General features: G+C 69.5%; 15 protein-coding genes. 11 read left to right on the forward strand and 4 right to left on the reverse strand.

Annotated elements, in window-relative coordinates:
- The first annotated feature begins 278 nt into the window (after window positions 1-278).
- Both NW895_RS13420 and NW895_RS13425 read left to right on the forward strand, forming a co-directional pair.
- Complete coding sequence (locus tag NW895_RS13420) at window positions 279-1883, forward strand: ABC transporter substrate-binding protein (protein ID WP_289935711.1); 1605 nt, start codon at window positions 279-281, stop codon at window positions 1881-1883.
- Between the two features lie 98 nt (window positions 1884-1981).
- Window positions 1982-3562, forward strand: coding sequence for an ABC transporter substrate-binding protein (locus NW895_RS13425; protein WP_289935712.1), 1581 nt, complete (start codon window positions 1982-1984; stop codon window positions 3560-3562).
- A gap of 85 nt (window positions 3563-3647) precedes the next feature.
- On the opposite strand, the gene NW895_RS13430 is transcribed toward NW895_RS13425, so the two are convergent.
- Window positions 3648-4319 carry a response regulator transcription factor gene (locus tag NW895_RS13430; RefSeq protein WP_030606450.1) on the reverse strand — a complete coding sequence of 224 codons (672 nt, stop codon included), beginning with the start codon at window positions 4317-4319 and terminating at the stop codon, window positions 3648-3650.
- Between the two features lie 72 nt (window positions 4320-4391).
- Window positions 4392-5408: a RecB family exonuclease gene (locus NW895_RS13435; RefSeq protein WP_289935713.1), complete on the reverse strand. Its 1017-nt coding sequence runs from the start codon at window positions 5406-5408 to the stop codon at window positions 4392-4394.
- A 172-nt stretch (window positions 5409-5580) separates the two neighbouring features.
- On the opposite strand from NW895_RS13435, the gene NW895_RS13440 reads away from it, so the two are divergent.
- From NW895_RS13440 to NW895_RS13450, 3 genes are all read left to right on the forward strand, one after another.
- Window positions 5581-7410 carry a site-2 protease family protein gene (locus NW895_RS13440; protein WP_289935714.1) on the forward strand — a complete coding sequence of 610 codons (1830 nt, stop codon included), beginning with the start codon at window positions 5581-5583 and terminating at the stop codon, window positions 7408-7410.
- A gap of 47 nt (window positions 7411-7457) precedes the next feature.
- On the forward strand, window positions 7458-8360 hold the full coding sequence (locus tag NW895_RS13445) for a tRNA (adenine-N1)-methyltransferase (RefSeq protein ID WP_289935715.1): 903 nt from the start codon (window positions 7458-7460) through the stop codon (window positions 8358-8360).
- 213 nt (window positions 8361-8573) lie between these two features.
- A complete protein-coding gene (locus tag NW895_RS13450) occupies window positions 8574-9152 on the forward strand; it encodes a hypothetical protein (protein WP_289935716.1) in 579 nt (192 codons plus the stop codon).
- A gap of 57 nt (window positions 9153-9209) precedes the next feature.
- Here NW895_RS13450 and NW895_RS13455 read toward each other — a convergent pair whose 3' ends face one another.
- Entirely contained in the window at window positions 9210-9515 is a 306-nt protein-coding gene (locus tag NW895_RS13455; protein WP_289935717.1) for a ferredoxin, read from the reverse strand.
- Window positions 9516-9760: 245 nt separating this feature from the next.
- On the opposite strand from NW895_RS13455, the gene arc reads away from it, so the two are divergent.
- From arc to prcA, 6 genes are all read left to right on the forward strand, one after another.
- Window positions 9761-11527 carry a proteasome ATPase gene (gene arc, locus NW895_RS13460; protein ID WP_289935718.1) on the forward strand — a complete coding sequence of 589 codons (1767 nt, stop codon included), beginning with the start codon at window positions 9761-9763 and terminating at the stop codon, window positions 11525-11527.
- Between the two features lie 235 nt (window positions 11528-11762).
- Complete coding sequence (dop, locus tag NW895_RS13465) at window positions 11763-13274, forward strand: depupylase/deamidase Dop (RefSeq protein ID WP_354670087.1); 1512 nt, start codon at window positions 11763-11765, stop codon at window positions 13272-13274.
- A gap of 188 nt (window positions 13275-13462) precedes the next feature.
- Window positions 13463-13681 carry a ubiquitin-like protein Pup gene (locus tag NW895_RS13470; protein ID WP_108147781.1) on the forward strand — a complete coding sequence of 73 codons (219 nt, stop codon included), beginning with the start codon at window positions 13463-13465 and terminating at the stop codon, window positions 13679-13681.
- Window positions 13682-13802: 121 nt separating this feature from the next.
- Entirely contained in the window at window positions 13803-14234 is a 432-nt protein-coding gene (locus tag NW895_RS13475; RefSeq protein WP_289936010.1) for an endonuclease VII domain-containing protein, read from the forward strand.
- A complete protein-coding gene (gene prcB, locus NW895_RS13480; protein WP_289935719.1) occupies window positions 14186-15031 on the forward strand; it encodes a proteasome subunit beta in 846 nt (281 codons plus the stop codon). Before NW895_RS13475 ends, prcB begins: the two co-directional genes overlap by 49 nt.
- Window positions 15032-15091: 60 nt before the next feature.
- Window positions 15092-15835 (forward strand): proteasome subunit alpha, encoded by a 744-nt coding sequence (gene prcA / locus NW895_RS13485; RefSeq protein WP_289935720.1) that lies wholly within the window; start codon window positions 15092-15094, stop codon window positions 15833-15835.
- 73 nt (window positions 15836-15908) lie between these two features.
- Here the strand turns inward: prcA and NW895_RS13490 are convergent, their stop codons facing one another.
- Window positions 15909-16919, reverse strand: coding sequence for a LacI family DNA-binding transcriptional regulator (locus NW895_RS13490; RefSeq protein WP_289935721.1), 1011 nt, complete (start codon window positions 16917-16919; stop codon window positions 15909-15911).
- Between the last annotated feature and the right edge of the window lie 10 nt (window positions 16920-16929).

Raw genomic sequence — 16929 nt, forward strand, 5'->3', positions numbered from 1 at the left:
AGGCGGGTCGGCGTGTGCTGTTCGCCCCCTTTCGAGGGCTGTCGGCGCGTCCTTGTGTCCCGATTGGTGGGACGCTGCACGAATCCTTCCGCTGTCGGTTTTTCGGTCCGTCCACACCCGGTTTCGCTGCGTGATGGGGTCTCAACTCCGGTCGTTGCGAGCCTGCGTGCAGGTGCGGACTAATCTCGTCGCGAGAACATCGCCGCTACCCCCGTGATCCGCTGCGACACCCATGCATGCCGGATACACGGACTCGACAGCTCTGGAGAAACTCGAGCATGAACCGCAAGACTTTGGTGCTGCCGGCCGTCATCGGTCTGCTCGCGCCGGTACTCGCCGCCTGCGGCGGGTCCGACAGCGGCAGCGGCGGTGATGACGCCATCGTCGTCGGCACCACGGACCGGTTCACCGCCTCGAAGGACGCCCCCGCGCCCCTCGACCCGGCGTACGCCTACGACGTCGGCAGCTGGAACATCCTGCGCCAGACCGTGCAGACCCTGATGATCCAGCCGCGCGGCGACGGCGAGCCGGTGCCCGAGGCCGCCGAGAGGTGCGGCTTCACCGACACCGGAAACGAGCGCTACGCCTGCACCCTGCGCGACGGCCTGAAGTTCGCGAACGGCGACCCCGTCACCGCGGCCGACGTCAAGTACTCCATCGACCGCGCCCTGTCGCTCAAGGCCGACAGCGGTGTGTTCGCCCTGCTGTCCACCATCGACACCGTCGAGACGCAGGGCGACCGCGAGGTCATCTTCCACCTCAAGACCGCCGACGCCACCTTCCCGTTCAAGCTGTCGACCCCGGTCGCGGGCATCGTCAACCCGGACGACTACCAGAAGAACAAGCTCCGCGACGGCTTCGACGTGGACGGCTCCGGCCCGTACACCCTGAAGTCCGAGGTCGAGGACGACCAGCTGGTCAAGGCCGTGTTCACCAAGAACCCCAACTACAAGGGGGCCTTGAAGGTGAACAACGAGCAGGTCGAGATGGACTCCTTCGACGACGCCGACGCCATGGGCGAGGCGCTCGAGAAGGGCGACATCGACGTCATGACCCGCACGATGTCGCCGGAGCAGATCCGCAAGCTCTCCGGCGGCTCGGACAACGGTGTCGACCTCATCGAGATGCCGGGCCTGGAGATCCGCTACCTCGGCTTCAACACCGACGCCCCGACGGTGAAGTCCAAGGCCGTCCGCCAGGCGATGGCCCAGGTCATCAACCGCAGCGAACTCGTCTCCAAGGTCTACGGCACCCAGGCCGAGCCGCTGTACTCGTTGGTCCCGGCCAGCATCACCGGCCACTCCAACTCGTTCTTCAACAAGTACGGCGACCCGAACGTCACCAAGGCCAAGTCGATCCTCACCCAGGCCGGCATCACCACCCCGGTGAAGCTGACGCTGCACTACACCACCGACCACTACGGTCCGGCCACCGCACAGGAGTTCGGGCAGCTGCGCAAGCAGCTGAACGCCAGCGGACTCTTCGACGTCAACGTCAAGGGCACGCCCTGGACGACCTTCCGCCCGGCCGAGCAGAAGGGCCAGTACGACGTCTACGGCATGGGCTGGTTCCCCGACTTCCCGGACGCCGACAACTACCTCGCGCCGTTCCTGGACAAGGACAACACCCTCAACCTGCCGTACGACAACAGCGAGATCCGCAACACCCTGATCCCCGAGTCCCGCCGTGAGGCCGACCGGCTGTCCGCCGCCTCCAGCCTGACGGACATTCAGGACATCGTCGCCGCCGACGTACCGCTGATCCCCCTGTGGCAGGGCAAGCAGTACGTTGCCGCGCGGGACGACGTCACCGGCACCGCGTACGCGCTCAACTCCTCCTCGACTCTTCAGCTGTGGGAGCTCGGCCGTGGCGTGAGCGGCTGACACCCTCCCTGTCCGGGGTCCCGACCGGGGCCCCGGACGCTGCCGGGCCCGTGACCGGGGTCCCGGATCGACGACCACCGACGACAAGGCACCTGCACGTGAAAAAGCGCAACCAGTGGCCGGTCCTGCCTCTCGTGGCGGGGCTGGCCTCCGGCCTGCTGACCGGCTGCGGCTCGGAGAGCGGCGAATCAGGGGGAAACGGCTCCACCGTGGTGCTGGGGATGTCCGACGACGTTCTGGCCACCGACCCCGCCTCCGGCTACGACCCCGGCTCCTGGCTGTTGTTCAACAACGTCTTCCAGTCGCTGCTCAGCTTCCCCAAGGGAGCCACCGAACCGCAGCCGGAGGCCGCCCAGACCTGCGCCTTCGCGGACACGGAGACCAAGGTCTACAAGTGCACGCTGAAGGACGGCCTGAAGTTCAGCAACGGTGACTCGCTCACCTCCCAGGACGTCAAGTTCTCCTTCGACCGCATGCTGAAGATCAACGACGACGCCGGCCCCGCGGTCATGTTCCCCACCCTCGACAAGGTCGAGACACCGGACGAGAAGACCGTCGTCTTCCAGCTCAACACGCCCGACGCCACCTTCCCGAGCAAGATCGCCTCCGGCGCCGGCTCCATCGTCGACCACCGCCAGTACGACGCGGACGGCCTGCGCAAGGACGGCAAGGCGGTCGGCTCCGGCCCGTACAAGCTGGAGAAGTTCGGCGAGAACGAGGCAGTCTTCGCGGTCAACGAGCACTACAAGGGCAGCGCCGAGACGCAGAACTCCGGCGTCACGCTCAAGTTCTTCCACGGCGACCAGACCGCCCTGAAGAAGGCCCTCATGAACGGCGACGTCGACATCGCCTACCGCGGCCTCACCGCGGGCGACATCGCCGACATCGACAAGGCCGACGACGGCTCCGGCGTCGAGGTCGTCGAAGGCAGCAGCGCCGAGATCCAGCACCTGGTCTTCAACATGGACGACCCGGTGGCCGGAAAGCGCGGCGTGCGCAAGGCCATCGCCCACCTGCTCGACCGCGACGCCCTCATCAAGGACGTCTACCAGGGCACCGCGACCCCGCTGTACTCGATCATCCCGGCCGGTATCGCCGGCCACAACACGGCCTTCTTCGACACCTACGGCGCCCGCCCCTCCAAGGCCAAGGCCGAGGCGGCGCTGCGCGCCGACGGCATCACCGGCAAGGTGCGGCTGACCCTCTGGTCCACCCCGTCCCGCTACGGCCCGGCCACCGACCAGGAGCTGAAGACGATCGCCCAGCAGCTCAACGCCAGCGGGCTGTTCGACGCCGACGTGAAGTCCGTCGCCTTCGACCAGTACGAGAAGGACATCGCAGCCGGCAAGTACGGCGTGTACGTGAAGGGCTGGGTGCCGGACTACCCGGACGCCGACAACTTCACCGCCCCCTTCTTCGGCGACGGCAACGTGCTGGGCAACAACTACAGCAACAGCACGATCACCGGCTCGCTCATACCGCGCACCGCCGCCCAGAGCGACCGCTCCGCGACCGACAAGGAGTACAGCGAACTGCAGGACATCGTCGCCGACGAACTCCCCGTCCTCCCGGTCTGGCAGGCCAAGCAGTACGCGGTCGTCCACGACGGCGTCTACGGCGTGGAGTCCTGCCTCGACGCCTCGACCGTCTTCCGGTTCTGGGAGCTCAGCAAGAGCTGACGGACGGCCGGACACACGCGATGGGCGCCCCCTGCCCGGCAGGGGGCGCCCATCGCGCATGCGGGGGTCACCGCGGTCGCGGGGACTACTGTGCGCCGGGGCGCACCAGCCCGCTCTCGTACGCGTACACCGCGGCCTGCACCCGGTCGCGCAGCCCCAGCTTCGTCAGGACATGGCCGACGTGCGTCTTGACGGTGGTCTCGCTGACGAACAGGTCCGCGGCGATCTCGGCGTTGGACAAGCCCCGCGCCACCAGCTTCAGCACCTCCACCTCGCGGTCGGTGAGGGTGTGCAGCGTGTCCGGGACCGGCTCGTCACCGGACGGCAGATGCGTGGCGTACTTGTCGAGCAGCCGCCTGGTGATGCTCGGCGCGAGCATCGCCTCGCCGGCGGCCACCACACGGATCGCCTGCACCAGCTCGTTGGCCGGAGCGTCCTTCAGCAGGAAGCCGCTCGCTCCCGCCCTCAGGGCCTCCACCACGTACTCGTCCAGGTCGAACGTGGTCAGCACCAGCACCTTCGCCGGGCCGTCCCGCCCCGGCCCGGTGATCTGCCGGGTCGCCTCCACACCGTCCATCCGCGGCATGCGGATGTCCATGAGCACCACATCGGGCTGCAGGGCTCGTACCTGGTCGAGGGCCTGGAGGCCGTCTCCGGCCTCGCCGACGACCGCGAGGTCCTGCTCGGCCTCCAGGATCATCCGGAAGCCCGTACGCAGCAGCGGCTGGTCGTCGACCAGTAGGACGCGGATGGCCACGTAAGTCTCCTTCGCTAGTCCGGCCCCATTCTGCCCGCACCCGGGGCCCGGACCGCCCCCGGGGCGCCGGACTCAGCCGCCCTCACCCGTGGCCGCGCGGCCGGCCGCCGTCCGGACCGGCAGTGGATAGGGCGGGGGAGTGCCGCCGAACTCCGGGCAGTGCGCCTGGTGGTCGCACCAGCCGCACAGCTTGGTGGGACGCGGCCGCCAGTCACCCGTCTCGGTCGCCAGCCGGATCGCCTCCCACAGCGCCAGCAGCTTGCGCTCGACACGCTCCAGATCGGCGAGCACCGGGTCGTACGTCAGCACGTCGCCACTGCCGAGATACACCAGCTGCAGCCGCCGCGGAACGACGTTCTTCAGGCGCCACACCACCAGGGCGTAGAACTTCATCTGGAACAGCGCGCCCTCGGCGTACTCGGGCCGGGGTGCCTTGCCCGTCTTGTAGTCGACGATCCGCACCTCACCGGTGGGCGCCACGTCCACCCGGTCGATGATGCCGCGCAGCCTGAGCCCCGACTCCAGCTCGGCCTCGACGAACAGCTCCCGCTCGGCCGGCTCCAGGCGGCTCGGGTTCTCCAGGGTGAACCAGCGCTCCACGAGCCGCTCCGCCTCGGCGAGCCAGCGCGCCAGCCGCTCGCCGTCGGGGTCGTCCGCGAACAACTCCACGACCTCCGGCCTGGTCTCGCGCAGCCGGTCCCACTGGCCCGGGATCAGCGCCTTCGCGCGCGGAGCCGTACGCTCGGCCGCCGGGGCGTCGAAGAGCCGCTCCAGCACCGCGTGCACCAGGGTGCCCCTGGTCGCTGCCTCGCTCGGCTTCTCGGGCAGCCGGTCGATCACCCGGAACCGGTACAGCAGCGGGCACTGCATGAAGTCGCCGGCCCGCGAGGGGGAGAGCGAGGCGGGCGGTATCGCGGGGGCGGCCGTGGCGGCCGCGGTCGTGTCCGTGGCAGCGCCCGCGTCCGTGACCGCGTCCGCTGCCGGTGCCGTCGATTCCGTCCTCGCCGTCGCCCCTGCCGTGACCGGCGGATCCGCCGCCGCGGCAGGGCTGCTGGGGGCCTCGGCCGGGCCCTCGGTGCTCGTCTCCATGACCACAGACCTTACGGCCCGCCACTGACAGTGACCCAGCCGTGCCCGTACCGCCCACGACGGAACGGAAACACAGGGTGCCGGGGCGGAACGGGGAGCGACGGCCGCATACCATCGACTCAAGACCCTTCCGCCCGGCAGGCGCGGGAGACGCTGCGAACGAGGGGACACCGTGGACGAGAGCGGCCGAAGCGGGCAGCCGCGGTCCGGGAACGACGAGCCGGCCGAGCGCCACGCAGGGTCTGCGGCCCCGGCCACCGGCTTCGCACACCCCGACCCGGACGCGAACGGCGACACCGCCCACCGTGACGACACCGGCCCGGCCCCCGCCACGGCCACACCCGCTCCGGCAGACGAACGGCGCCTCGACGTCCGCGAGGAAGACGCCGAGGCGGGCGCCGAGCGGAACGGCGCGGCGGACAACGGCGTTCCCGGGAACGGCACTCCCGGCAACGGCGGGCAGACCACGCCGCCCCGGCCCGACCAGGACGCTCCGGCCGACGGCCACGCGCCCCCGCAGGACACGGGAGGCCCCGCCGCCGGCGAAACCCGCGAGGCGGCACCCGAAGACACCACGGCCCTCACCGCCCCCCGGCCCCCACAGACCGCAACACCCCCCGACGCCCCGGCAGACGCGGCACCCGGCCCCGCCGAGCACGGCACTTCCGGCCCTGCGCCCCACGCACCCGCCGCCGCCCCCGCAGACACCACCGAGCGCCGGCCCGCCGCCCCCGCCCCGGATCACCGCGCCTCCGACCACACGCCCGGCACCCCCGATCCCGGCCACAGCCACGACGACCGCGCGCACGCGCAGTCCGGCGCGGCCCAGGGGCGTCCGCCGCGCCCCCCGGAGCCGCGGGGCGGGCTGCTGATGGGGCGGCCGTTCGGCGTGCCGGTGTACGTCGCCCCCAGCTGGTTCCTCGTCGCCGCACTGATCACCTGGGTGTTCGGCGGGCAACTCGACCGGGTGCTTCCCGAACTCGGTGCCGCCCGCTACCTCGTCTCGCTCTTCTTCGCGGTGGCCTTCTACGCCTCCGTGCTCGTGCACGAACTCGCCCACACCGTCGCCGCCCTCCGCTTCAAGCTCCCGGTCCGCCGCATCCAGCTCCAGTTCTTCGGCGGGGTCTCCGAGATCGAGAAGGAGGCCGAGACACCCGGCCGGGAATTCGTGCTCGCCTTCGTCGGGCCGCTGCTCTCCCTCGTCCTCGCGGGCGTCTTCTACCTCGCCCTGCTGCCCATCGAGCCCGGCACCGTCCCGGGCGTCCTGCTGGCCGGCCTGATGATCTCCAACCTCATCGTGGCCGCCTTCAACCTGCTGCCCGGCCTGCCCCTGGACGGCGGCCGGATGCTCCGCGCCGTCGTCTGGAAGATCACCGGCAAGCCCATGGCCGGCACCATCGCCGCCGCCTGGGTCGGCCGCGCCCTCGCCGTCCTCGTCCTGATCGGCCTGCCGCTGCTCACCCAGTCCGGAGCCCTCGGCTCCGACGCCGTGGACAACGTCGGCATGGACACCGTCATGGACGCCCTGCTCGCCGCCATCCTCGCCGCGATCATCTGGACCGGCGCCGGCAACAGCCTCCGCATGGCCCGCCTGCGTGAACACCTCCCGGAGCTGCGCGCCCGAGCCCTCACCCGGCGCGCGGTCCCCGTCGAGACCGACACCCCGCTCTCCGAGGCCCTGCGCCGCGCCAACGCCGCCGGCGCCCGCGCCCTGGTCGTCGTCGACGCCGAAGGCAACCCCCTCTCCCTGGTCCGCGAGGCCGCCATCGTCCAAGTACCCGAGCACCGCCGCCCCTGGGTCGCCGTCAGCGGCCTCGCCCAGGAGCTCACCGACGGTATGCGCGTCTCGGCCGAGCTGGCGGGCGAAGAGCTCCTGGACGCCCTGCGGGCGACCCCGGCGACGGAGTACCTGGTGGTGGAGGAGACCGGCGCGATCTACGGCGTCCTGTCCGCCGCCGACGTGGAGCGCGCCTTCGTGAAGGCGATGGCCAGGCCGTCCTAGGCCGGCTGGTGGTCGGCGGCCCCCTCCGGGGCCGGTAGGCTGGTCACATGTCCGAACCGACCGGTGCCGCCCGCAGGCGCGGGCCCTTCAAGGTCGGGGACCAGGTTCAGCTGACCGACCCCAAGGGCCGCCACTACACGTTCACGCTCGAAGCCGGGAAGAACTTCCACACCCACAAGGGTTCCTTCCCGCACGACGAACTGATCGGCGCTCCCGAGGGCAGCGTTGTCCGCACCACCGGGAACGTCGCCTATCTCGCGCTGCGCCCCCTGCTCCCCGACTACGTCCTGTCCATGCCCCGCGGGGCAGCCGTCGTCTACCCCAAGGACGCGGGGCAGATCCTCGCCTTCGCCGACATCTTCCCCGGCGCCCGCGTCGTGGAGGCCGGTGTCGGCTCCGGCTCGCTCAGCAGCTTCCTGCTGCGCGCCATCGGCGACCAGGGCATGCTGCACAGCTACGAGCGCCGCGCCGACTTCGCCGAGATCGCCCAGGCGAACGTCGAGCGCTACTTCGGCGGCCCGCACCCCGCCTGGCGGCTCACCGTCGGCGACCTCCAGGACAACCTGTCCGACACCGACGTCGACCGCGTCATCCTCGACATGCTCGCCCCCTGGGAGTGCCTGGAGGCCGTCTCCAAGGCGCTCGTCCCCGGCGGCATCCTGTGCTGCTACGTCGCCACCACCACCCAGCTCGCGCGGACCGTCGAGTCCATCCGTGAGATCGGCTGCTTCAACGAGCCGACCGCCTGGGAGACGATGATCCGCAACTGGCACATCGAGGGCCTGGCCGTCCGCCCGGACCACCGGATGATCGGCCACACCGGCTTCCTGCTCACCGCCCGCCGCCTCGCCGACGGCGTCGAGCCGCCCATGCGCCGCCGCCGCCCCGCCAAGGGCGCCTACGGCGAGGACTACGCCGGTCCCAACGCCGACGGAGGCACCGGCCGCTGAGACGGCTTCCTGCCGCGAACAACGTGAAGCCGCCGTGGCCGAGTTCCCGCAACCGCGAGGGAACTCGGCCACGGCGCTTTCACGTTGACAGGACGCCGGCATCCGTCACCCCGGAGGCTGATGAACTCCGCACCCCGCCGTTCCCCCGCAGTGTGACGTATGGCACCATGCTGGCCACCCCCACCGGCACAGCCCTCACAGGAGACACTCCTAGTGCAGCCTTCCGCCGTCCCGGAGCTCGCCCACACCCACGCCCGCCCGATCCACTGGGTCGCCACCGCCACCGCTGTCGCCGGTGTCGTGGCCCTGTCCTCGGTCCTGCAACCCAACCCCGCCACGGCGGCCCAGGCGGCCGGCCCGGAGACGAAGAGCGCCCCGGTCCGCATCGCGCCCCCCGACCCGGCCGACGTGGCATTCCCCTTGGAGTGCGGCCGGGTGAAGGCCGTGGTGAAGAAGAAGGCCTCCGGCGACCTCGACGGCGACGGCCGCCCCGAGACGGTGGCCGTGGTCCACTGCGACTCGCCCATGGGCACCCCGCCCGACGGGGTCTACGTCCTCACCCGGGCCACCGACACCGGCAAGCCACGCGTGGTGGCCACCCTCGTCGACCCCAAGGACCGCCAGACCGTCACCGACTTCTCCGTGCGCGGCGGCGCCGTGCACGCCACGCTCCTCGGCTACTCGTCGCTCGACGTGCCCAGTTGCTGCCCCGACCTGAAGGACAGCGTGAAGTGGCAGTGGAAGAACGGCGCGTTCGCCCGCTCCACGCCGTCCCAGGCCCGCGCGGTGTGAGCAACGGGCCGACGCGTGTGAGAAATCAGACAGTAGTCACCGGGCGTACTGTTCCGGTCACTCCGCGTCCGGCCCGTACACCTCGACGCTGTCCGAAACCCGACGCACGTGGATGCACTCGCCCGGACACTCCTTCGCCGAGTCGATCACATCCGTGAGGAGCGGCAACGGGACGGGTGTTGCCGCCCCCTTGTCCTGCAGAAGTTCCTCGTCCGCGCCCTTCACGTAGGCCAGACCGTCGATGTCCAGCTCGAACACCTCGGGCGCGTACTGGGCGCAGATGCCGTCGCCGGTACACAGGTCCTGGTCGATCCAGACCTCCAGTGCCTCGCCGTCGACTCCGGTCGCCTGCTGCACGCTCATCTCTCCTGCCGTTTGCTGCGTCGAGCCGTACGGGAATCCGGCCAGCTCTGACGGGTGTTGAACGCTTCGACCCTACCTTCGTCCGCTTTCCAATCATGTTCGGTGGGTATTCCCCTGGCGTGAGGGAGAGCGCAAGGGTGAAGATCGGACACGCCTCTACCGTCTTTGTGATCTAGGGGTTTCAATCGACACCCACCCAGGTAGGGTCTGGAAGCGTCCAGCTCCCCTTGGAGGAGGTGAGGACCGTGGCAGCCCACGACGACGACATCAACCGCGGCATCCGCCCGGGACGCGGGTCCGACGACCCGGCCGGGCAGATCGCCTATCTCGAGCAGGAAATCGCCGTCCTGCGACGCAAGCTCGCCGACTCTCCGCGGCACACGAGAATTCTCGAAGAGCGGATCGTCGAGCTGCAGACCAACCTGGCCGGCGTGTCCGCGCAGAACGAGCGACTCGCCAACACGCTCCGTGAGGCCCGGGACCAGATCGTGGCCCTCAAGGAGGAGGTCGACCGGCTCGCGCAGCCGCCGGCCGGCTTCGGTGTCTTCCTGCAGGCGAACGAGGACGGCACCGCCGACATCTTCACCGGGGGCCGCAAGCTCCGGGTGAACGTCAGCCCCAGTGTCGAGCTCGACGAGCTCCGGCGCGGCCAGGAAGTGATGCTCAACGAAGCGCTCAACGTGGTCGAGGCCATGGAGTTCGAGCGCGTCGGGGACATCGTCACCCTCAAGGAGATCCTGGAGGACGGCGAGCGGGCCCTGGTGCTCGGGCACACCGACGAGGAACGGGTGGTACGGCTCGCCGAGCCGCTGCTGGACGTGACCATCCGTCCCGGCGACGCCCTGCTGCTCGAACCCCGCTCCGGCTACGTCTACGAGGTCGTGCCGAAGAGCGAGGTCGAGGAACTCGTCCTCGAAGAGGTCCCCGACATCGGCTACGAGCAGATCGGCGGCCTCGGCAACCAGATCGAGGCCATCCGCGACGCGGTCGAGCTCCCGTACCTCTACCCGGACCTGTTCAAGGAGCACGAACTGCGGCCGCCCAAGGGTGTCCTGCTGTACGGGCCCCCCGGATGCGGCAAGACGCTCATCGCCAAGGCCGTGGCCAACTCGCTGGCCAAGAAGGTCGCCGAAGTGACCGGCCAGGCCGCCGGCAAGAGCTTCTTCCTCAACATCAAGGGCCCCGAGCTGCTGAACAAGTACGTCGGCGAGACCGAGCGGCAGATCCGCCTGGTCTTCCAGCGGGCCCGTGAGAAGGCCAGCGAGGGCACCCCCGTGATCGTCTTCTTCGACGAGATGGAGTCCCTCTTCCGCACCCGTGGCTCCGGCGTCAGCTCGGACGTGGAGAACACCATCGTCCCGCAGCTGCTCGCCGAGATCGACGGTGTGGAGGGCCTGCAGAACGTGGTCGTGATCGGTGCCTCCAACCGCGAGGACATGATCGACCCCGCCATCCTGCGGCCCGGCCGGCTCGATGTGAAGATCAAGATCGAGCGTCCGGACGCCGAGGCGGCCAAGGACATCTTCGGGAAGTACCTCACCGAGCGCCTCCCGCTCCACGAGGAGGACCTCGCCGAGCACGGAAGCGACAAGGCGGCCACGGTCCAGGGCATGATCCAGACGGCCGTGGAACAGATGTACGCCGAATCCGAGGAGAACCGCTTCCTGGAGGTCACCTACGCGAACGGCGACAAGGAAGTTCTCTATTTCAAGGACTTCAACTCCGGCGCCATGATCGAGAACATTGTCGGTCGCGCCAAGAAGATGGCGATCAAGGACTTCCTCGAAAAGAATCAGAAGGGGCTCCGCGTCTCCCACCTCCTCCAGGCTTGTGTGGACGAGTTCAAGGAGAACGAGGACCTGCCCAACACCACCAACCCGGACGACTGGGCCCGAATCTCCGGAAAGAAGGGCGAGCGGATCGTGTACATCCGTACGCTCGTCACCGGAAAGCAGGGTGCGGACACCGGACGCTCCATCGACACGGTGGCAAACACCGGTCAGTACCTGTAAAAGGCAGGGCGGCTGCGGGTGCCCTCGGCGGGTACCCGCAGCCGACTGTTTTTCGGGGCCACGGCTGGAGCACAGCAATGACGCAAATGATCTCCCCACCAGCGCAGAGGCGTTCTAGGCTCTTCCGTACCGCCGAGTCGCGCAGTGCGGGGACGGGCACCGCACACGCACCGGAGCGCCAGCGGTATCTGAGCGGCGCCCACGACCGAGGGAGCCGCCGGGCAAGGAGGGCCGCATGACCGTACGGCGAGTAATGGGCATCGAGACGGAGTACGGGATCTCCGTCCCCGGCCACCCCAACGCCAATGCCATGCTCACCTCGTCCCAGATCGTCAATGCCTACGCGGCAGCGATGCACCGGGCCCGCCGGGCCCGCTGGGACTTCGAGGAGGAGAACCCGCTGCGGGACGCGCGAGGCTTCGACCTCGCCCGCGAGGCCGCCGACGCCAGCCAGCTCACGGACGAGGACATCGGCCTGGCCAACGTGATCCTCACCAACGGTGCACGGCTCTACGTCGACCACGCGCACCCCGAGTACAGCGCGCCCGAGGTCACCAACCCGCGGGACGCCGTGCTGTGGGACAAGGCCGGCGAACGGATCATGGCGGAGGCGGCCGAACGGGCCGCTCAGCTGCCCGGGGCACAGCCCATCCACCTTTACAAGAACAACACCGACAACAAGGGCGCGTCCTACGGCACGCACGAGAACTACCTGATGAAGCGGGAGACCCCGTTCTCGGACATCGTGCGCCACCTCACGCCGTTCTTCGTCTCCCGCCAGGTCTTCGCCGGAGCGGGCCGTGTCGGCATCGGCCAGGACGGGCACGAGCACGGCTTCCAGCTCAGTCAGCGTGCCGACTACTTCGAGGTCGAGGTGGGCCTTGAGACGACCTTGAAGCGCCCGATCATCAACACGCGCGACGAGCCGCACGCCGACGCGGAGAAGTACCGCCGTCTGCATGTGATCATCGGCGACGCGAACCTGTCGGAGATCTCGACGTACCTGAAACTGGGCACGACGGCCCTGGTCCTGTCGATGATCGAGGACGGCTTCATCGCGGTCGACCTGGCGGTCGACCAGCCGGTGCGCACGCTGCACCAGGTGTCGCACGATCCTTCACTGAAGCGGCTGATCACGCTCCGTAGCGGCCGGACGCTCACCGCGGTCCAGCTGCAGATGGAGTACTTCGAGCTGTCGCGCAAGTACGTGGAGGAGAGGTTCGGGGCGGACGCCGACGAGCAGACCAAGGACATCCTGGCCCGCTGGGAGGACACCCTCAACCGTCTGGAGCGCGACCCGATGAGCCTGGCCGGCGAGCTGGACTGGGTCGCCAAGCGGGAGCTCATGGAGGGCTACCGGCGCCGGGACGACCTCGACTGGGACGCGGCGAGGCTGCACCTGGTCGACCTCCAGTACGCCGACGTACGCCCCGAGAAGGGCCTGTACAACCGTCTGGTGGCCCGCGGCCGTATGAAGCGGCTGCTGGACGAGGCGGATGTCGAGCGGGCCCGTACCAAGCCTCCGGAGGACACGCGCGCCTACTTCCGCGGGCGCTGCCTGGAGCAGTACGCGGACGATGTCGCCGCGGCCTCCTGGGACTCGGTGATCTTCGATCTGCCGGGCCGGGACTCGCTCCAGCGTGTGCCAACCCTGGAACCGCTTCGCGGAACGCGTAATCACGTCAAGGAGCTCCTGGATCGCTGCCGCACGGCAGACGACCTGGTCAGGGTGCTGTCCGGTGGCTGAGGGGGTACTCGGGCGGAGCCGGCCGGGCGGGGTGGAAAGCCCCTGCTCCGGGAATCATCGAAGTGGCCCCGTACGTAGAAGTAACTGCGGGGCCGATGTCAGACCCGGCTTGTAGGGTCTGAGCATCACCGATCGGCAGGAAAGCCGACCTGTCGAGCATGTCGGGCGAACTGAGCGGGGTGAGGGATATGGCAACCAAGGACACCGGCGGCGGGCAGCAGAAGGCCACGCGCTCCACCGAGGAGGTCGAGGAGCAGGCGCAGGAGGCGCAGGCTTCGGAGGACCTCAAGGAACGGCAGGAAAAGCTCAGCGATGACGTGGACTCCGTCCTCGACGAAATCGACGACGTACTCGAGGAGAACGCCGAGGATTTCGTGAGGTCCTTCGTTCAGAAGGGCGGCGAGTGATTTCACCTTCGATTCGAAGGTGAAATCGGGGGGTTTCGGGGTGCACGAAGACTCGGAACCGAGACGCTGTTCGCGGTGCAAGGAGTTCTTGCCGCGTACGGCGTTCGCAAGCAACCAGTCCATGCCTGGTGGTCTCCAGGCGTACTGCCGGGAGTGCGCCGCTGAGTACTGCCGGCAGCGCCAGGAGGCCAAGGGGAGGGAGCGCAACAAGTCCTCGTCGGACGGCTGGGCGAGCTGTTGCCGTGCGTGCCGGGCGGAGCGGAACCGGATCAGCTGCTTCAAGCGCAGGTACGGACTCACGCCGGTGGAGTCGGACGCCCTGGTGGCTGAGCAACAGGGCGTCTGTTGCATATGTCCTGCCGCCCCGGCGGAGCATGTGGATCACCGCCACAACACGGGTAGGGTCCGTGGCGTACTGTGCTTCAGCTGCAATGCCGCACTGGGGCAGTTCAAGGATCGGCCCGATGCCATAAGGCGGGCTGCCGCATACGTGGAAGGAATCGCGTGGAAGCCAACACTCGTAGCACCGGGCGTCTACCAGCTGCCTTCCTGACGCCAGGATCTTCCTCCTTCATGGACTTCCTGTCCGATCACCAGCCCGAACTGCTGCCGGGCAACAAGAAGTTGCCGCCGGTCCAGGGAGCGATCGAGGCGCCGCACGGCACCACGATCGTCGCCGTGACCTTCCCCGGCGGAGTGGTGCTCGCCGGTGACCGGCGGGCCACGATGGGCAACGTCATCGCCCAGCGGGACATCGAGAAGGTCTTCCCGGCCGACGAGTACTCCGCGGTGGGCATCGCCGGTACGGCGGGTCTGGCCGTGGAGATGGTGAAGCTGTTCCAGCTGGAGCTGGAGCACTTCGAGAAGGTCGAGGGCACGCAGCTGTCGCTGGAGGGCAAGGCGAACCGGCTGTCGACGATGATCCGTTCCAACCTGGGCATGGCCATGCAGGGGCTGGCCGTGGTGCCCCTGTTCGCGGGGTACGACGTGGACCGCGGAAAGGGCCGCATCTTCTCGTACGACGTCACGGGCGGCCGCTCCGAGGAGCAGGGGTACGCGGCCACGGGCTCCGGTTCGATCTTCGCGCGCGGCGCGATGAAGAAGCTCTTCCGTGACGACCTGAGTGAGGCCGAGGCCACGACGCTCGTGGTCCAGGCGCTGTACGACGCGGCAGACGACGACTCGGCGACCGGTGGTCCCGATGTCGCCCGCCGGATCTATCCGATCGTCACCGTGATCACCGAGGACGGCTTCCGCCGGCTCACCGAGGACGAGGCGTCCGAGATCGCCCGCTCGGTCCTGGAGCGGCGTCTGGAGCAGCCCGACGGTCCGCGGGCCGCGCTGCTGTAGCCGGCGGCGCTTTCTTGTGAGGGTGGTCCAGTGACTTCTACAGAAAGGGACGGATAACCGGTGTCGACGCCGTTCTATGTCTCACCTCAGCAGGCCATGGCCGACCGGGCGGAGTACGCCCGCAAGGGCATCGCCCGTGGTCGCAGCCTGGTCGTGTTGCAGTACGCCGACGGCATCGTGTTCGTCGGTGAGAACCCGTCCCGCGCGCTGCACAAGTTCAGCGAGATCTATGACCGGATCGGATTCGCGGCCGCCGGCAAGTACAACGAGTACGAGAACCTGCGGATCGGCGGGGTGCGCTATGCCGATCTGCGGGGTTACACCTATGACCGGGACGATGTGACCGCCCGGGGGCTCGCCAACGTCTACGCACAGACGCTGGGCACGATCTTCTCGAGCGCGGCCGAGAAGCCGTACGAGGTGGAGCTGGTGGTTGCCGAGGTGGGGGAGACCCCCGAGGGCGACCAGATCTACCGGCTGCCGCATGACGGGTCGATCGTGGACGAGCACGGCTCGGTCGCGGTCGGGGGCAACGCCGAGCAGATCAGCGGCTACCTGGACCAGCGGCATCGGGACGGGATGACGCTGGCCGAGGCGCTGAAGCTGGCCGTGCAGGCGCTGTCCCGGGACACGAACGGCAGCCAGCGGGAGATTCCCGCGGAGCGGCTGGAAGTGGCGGTGCTGGACCGTACGCGGCCGCAGAAGCGCAAGTTCAAGCGCATCGGGGGTGCGCAGCTGTCGCGTCTGCTGGGGGCGGACGGGGAGGGCGCTGCCAAGGAGCCGTCGGAGTCCGAGGAGGAGTAGCCGCTTCGGTTCCACCGTTCGGGTTGGGTGGGGGGCACGACGCCGGCCACCCCCCAACCCAGTGGCCCGGAAACTACCGTGGCGGCCCCGTAGAGCCCCGTACGACCAGGTGCACCGGAATATCCCCGCCCTCGGGCGGGCGGCCCTCCAGGACGGCCAGCAGGGCCCGCATGCCGCGTTCACCGAACAGTTCGGCGTCCAGGTGGACTGTGGTGAGCTCGGGGTCGATCGCGGTGGCGAGGGCCAGGTCGTCGAGGCCGGTGATCGAGAGGTCGTCCGGGATGCGCAGACCCAGCCGGCGGGCGGCCTTGTAGGCGCCGGCGGCCAGTTTGTCGTCGTCGCAGATTAGGGCCGTGGGGCGGGGGCCTGGAGCCGACAGGGCGCTCTCGGCGGCGGCGCGGGCGCCTTCGAAGGAGATCGGTGCGTGCGCCGTGCGCAGGGATGTGCCGGGCGCCGTGGCGAGGCGGGCGGCCAGCTCGCGGGCCCGGACCTCGAACGTCCAGGACGGGATGTCCGCGGCCAGGTGCAGGAAGCGGCGGTGGCCCAGGGCCAGGAGGTGCTCCGCGACCTGGCGCACGCCGTCCGCGATGTCGAGGTTCACCGTCGCCGCGCCCAGGCTGCCCTCGGGATCGCTGTCCAGCATCACCAGGGGAAGTTGGTCGCCGCGGATCGCCGAGAGCGCGTCGGCGGCCATCGATGAGGCGATGACGCCGTCCAGGGCCGCCTGGGCCGAGGCGAAGGGGTCCCTGGCGGGGCCGATGCCCTCGGGCGAGGGGTACAGGACGACGCCGAAGCCGTGGGCGGCGGCGACGCGTGCGGCGCCGGTGTAGACGCCCGCGAAGAACTCCGTCGTGAGGGCCGGGACGACGAGGAGCACCGTGCGGGTGCGGCCGAGGCGGAGGTTGCGGGCCGCCAGGTTCGGGCGGTAGCCCAGGTCGCGCGCGGCCTCGCGTACGCGTTGTGCGGTGGCTTCCGAGACGCGGCCGCGCCATTTGTCGCCGAGGACCAGTGACACCGCTGCCTGGGAGACGCCGGCGGCCTGGGCGACGTCCCGGCTGGTGGGGCGGGTGCTGCCTCGTGCCACCGTCGGCGTG

The sequence above is a fragment of the Streptomyces sp. S.PNR 29 genome, from assembly GCF_030386795.1.
Taxonomy (GTDB): Bacteria; Actinomycetota; Actinomycetes; order Streptomycetales; family Streptomycetaceae; genus Streptomyces.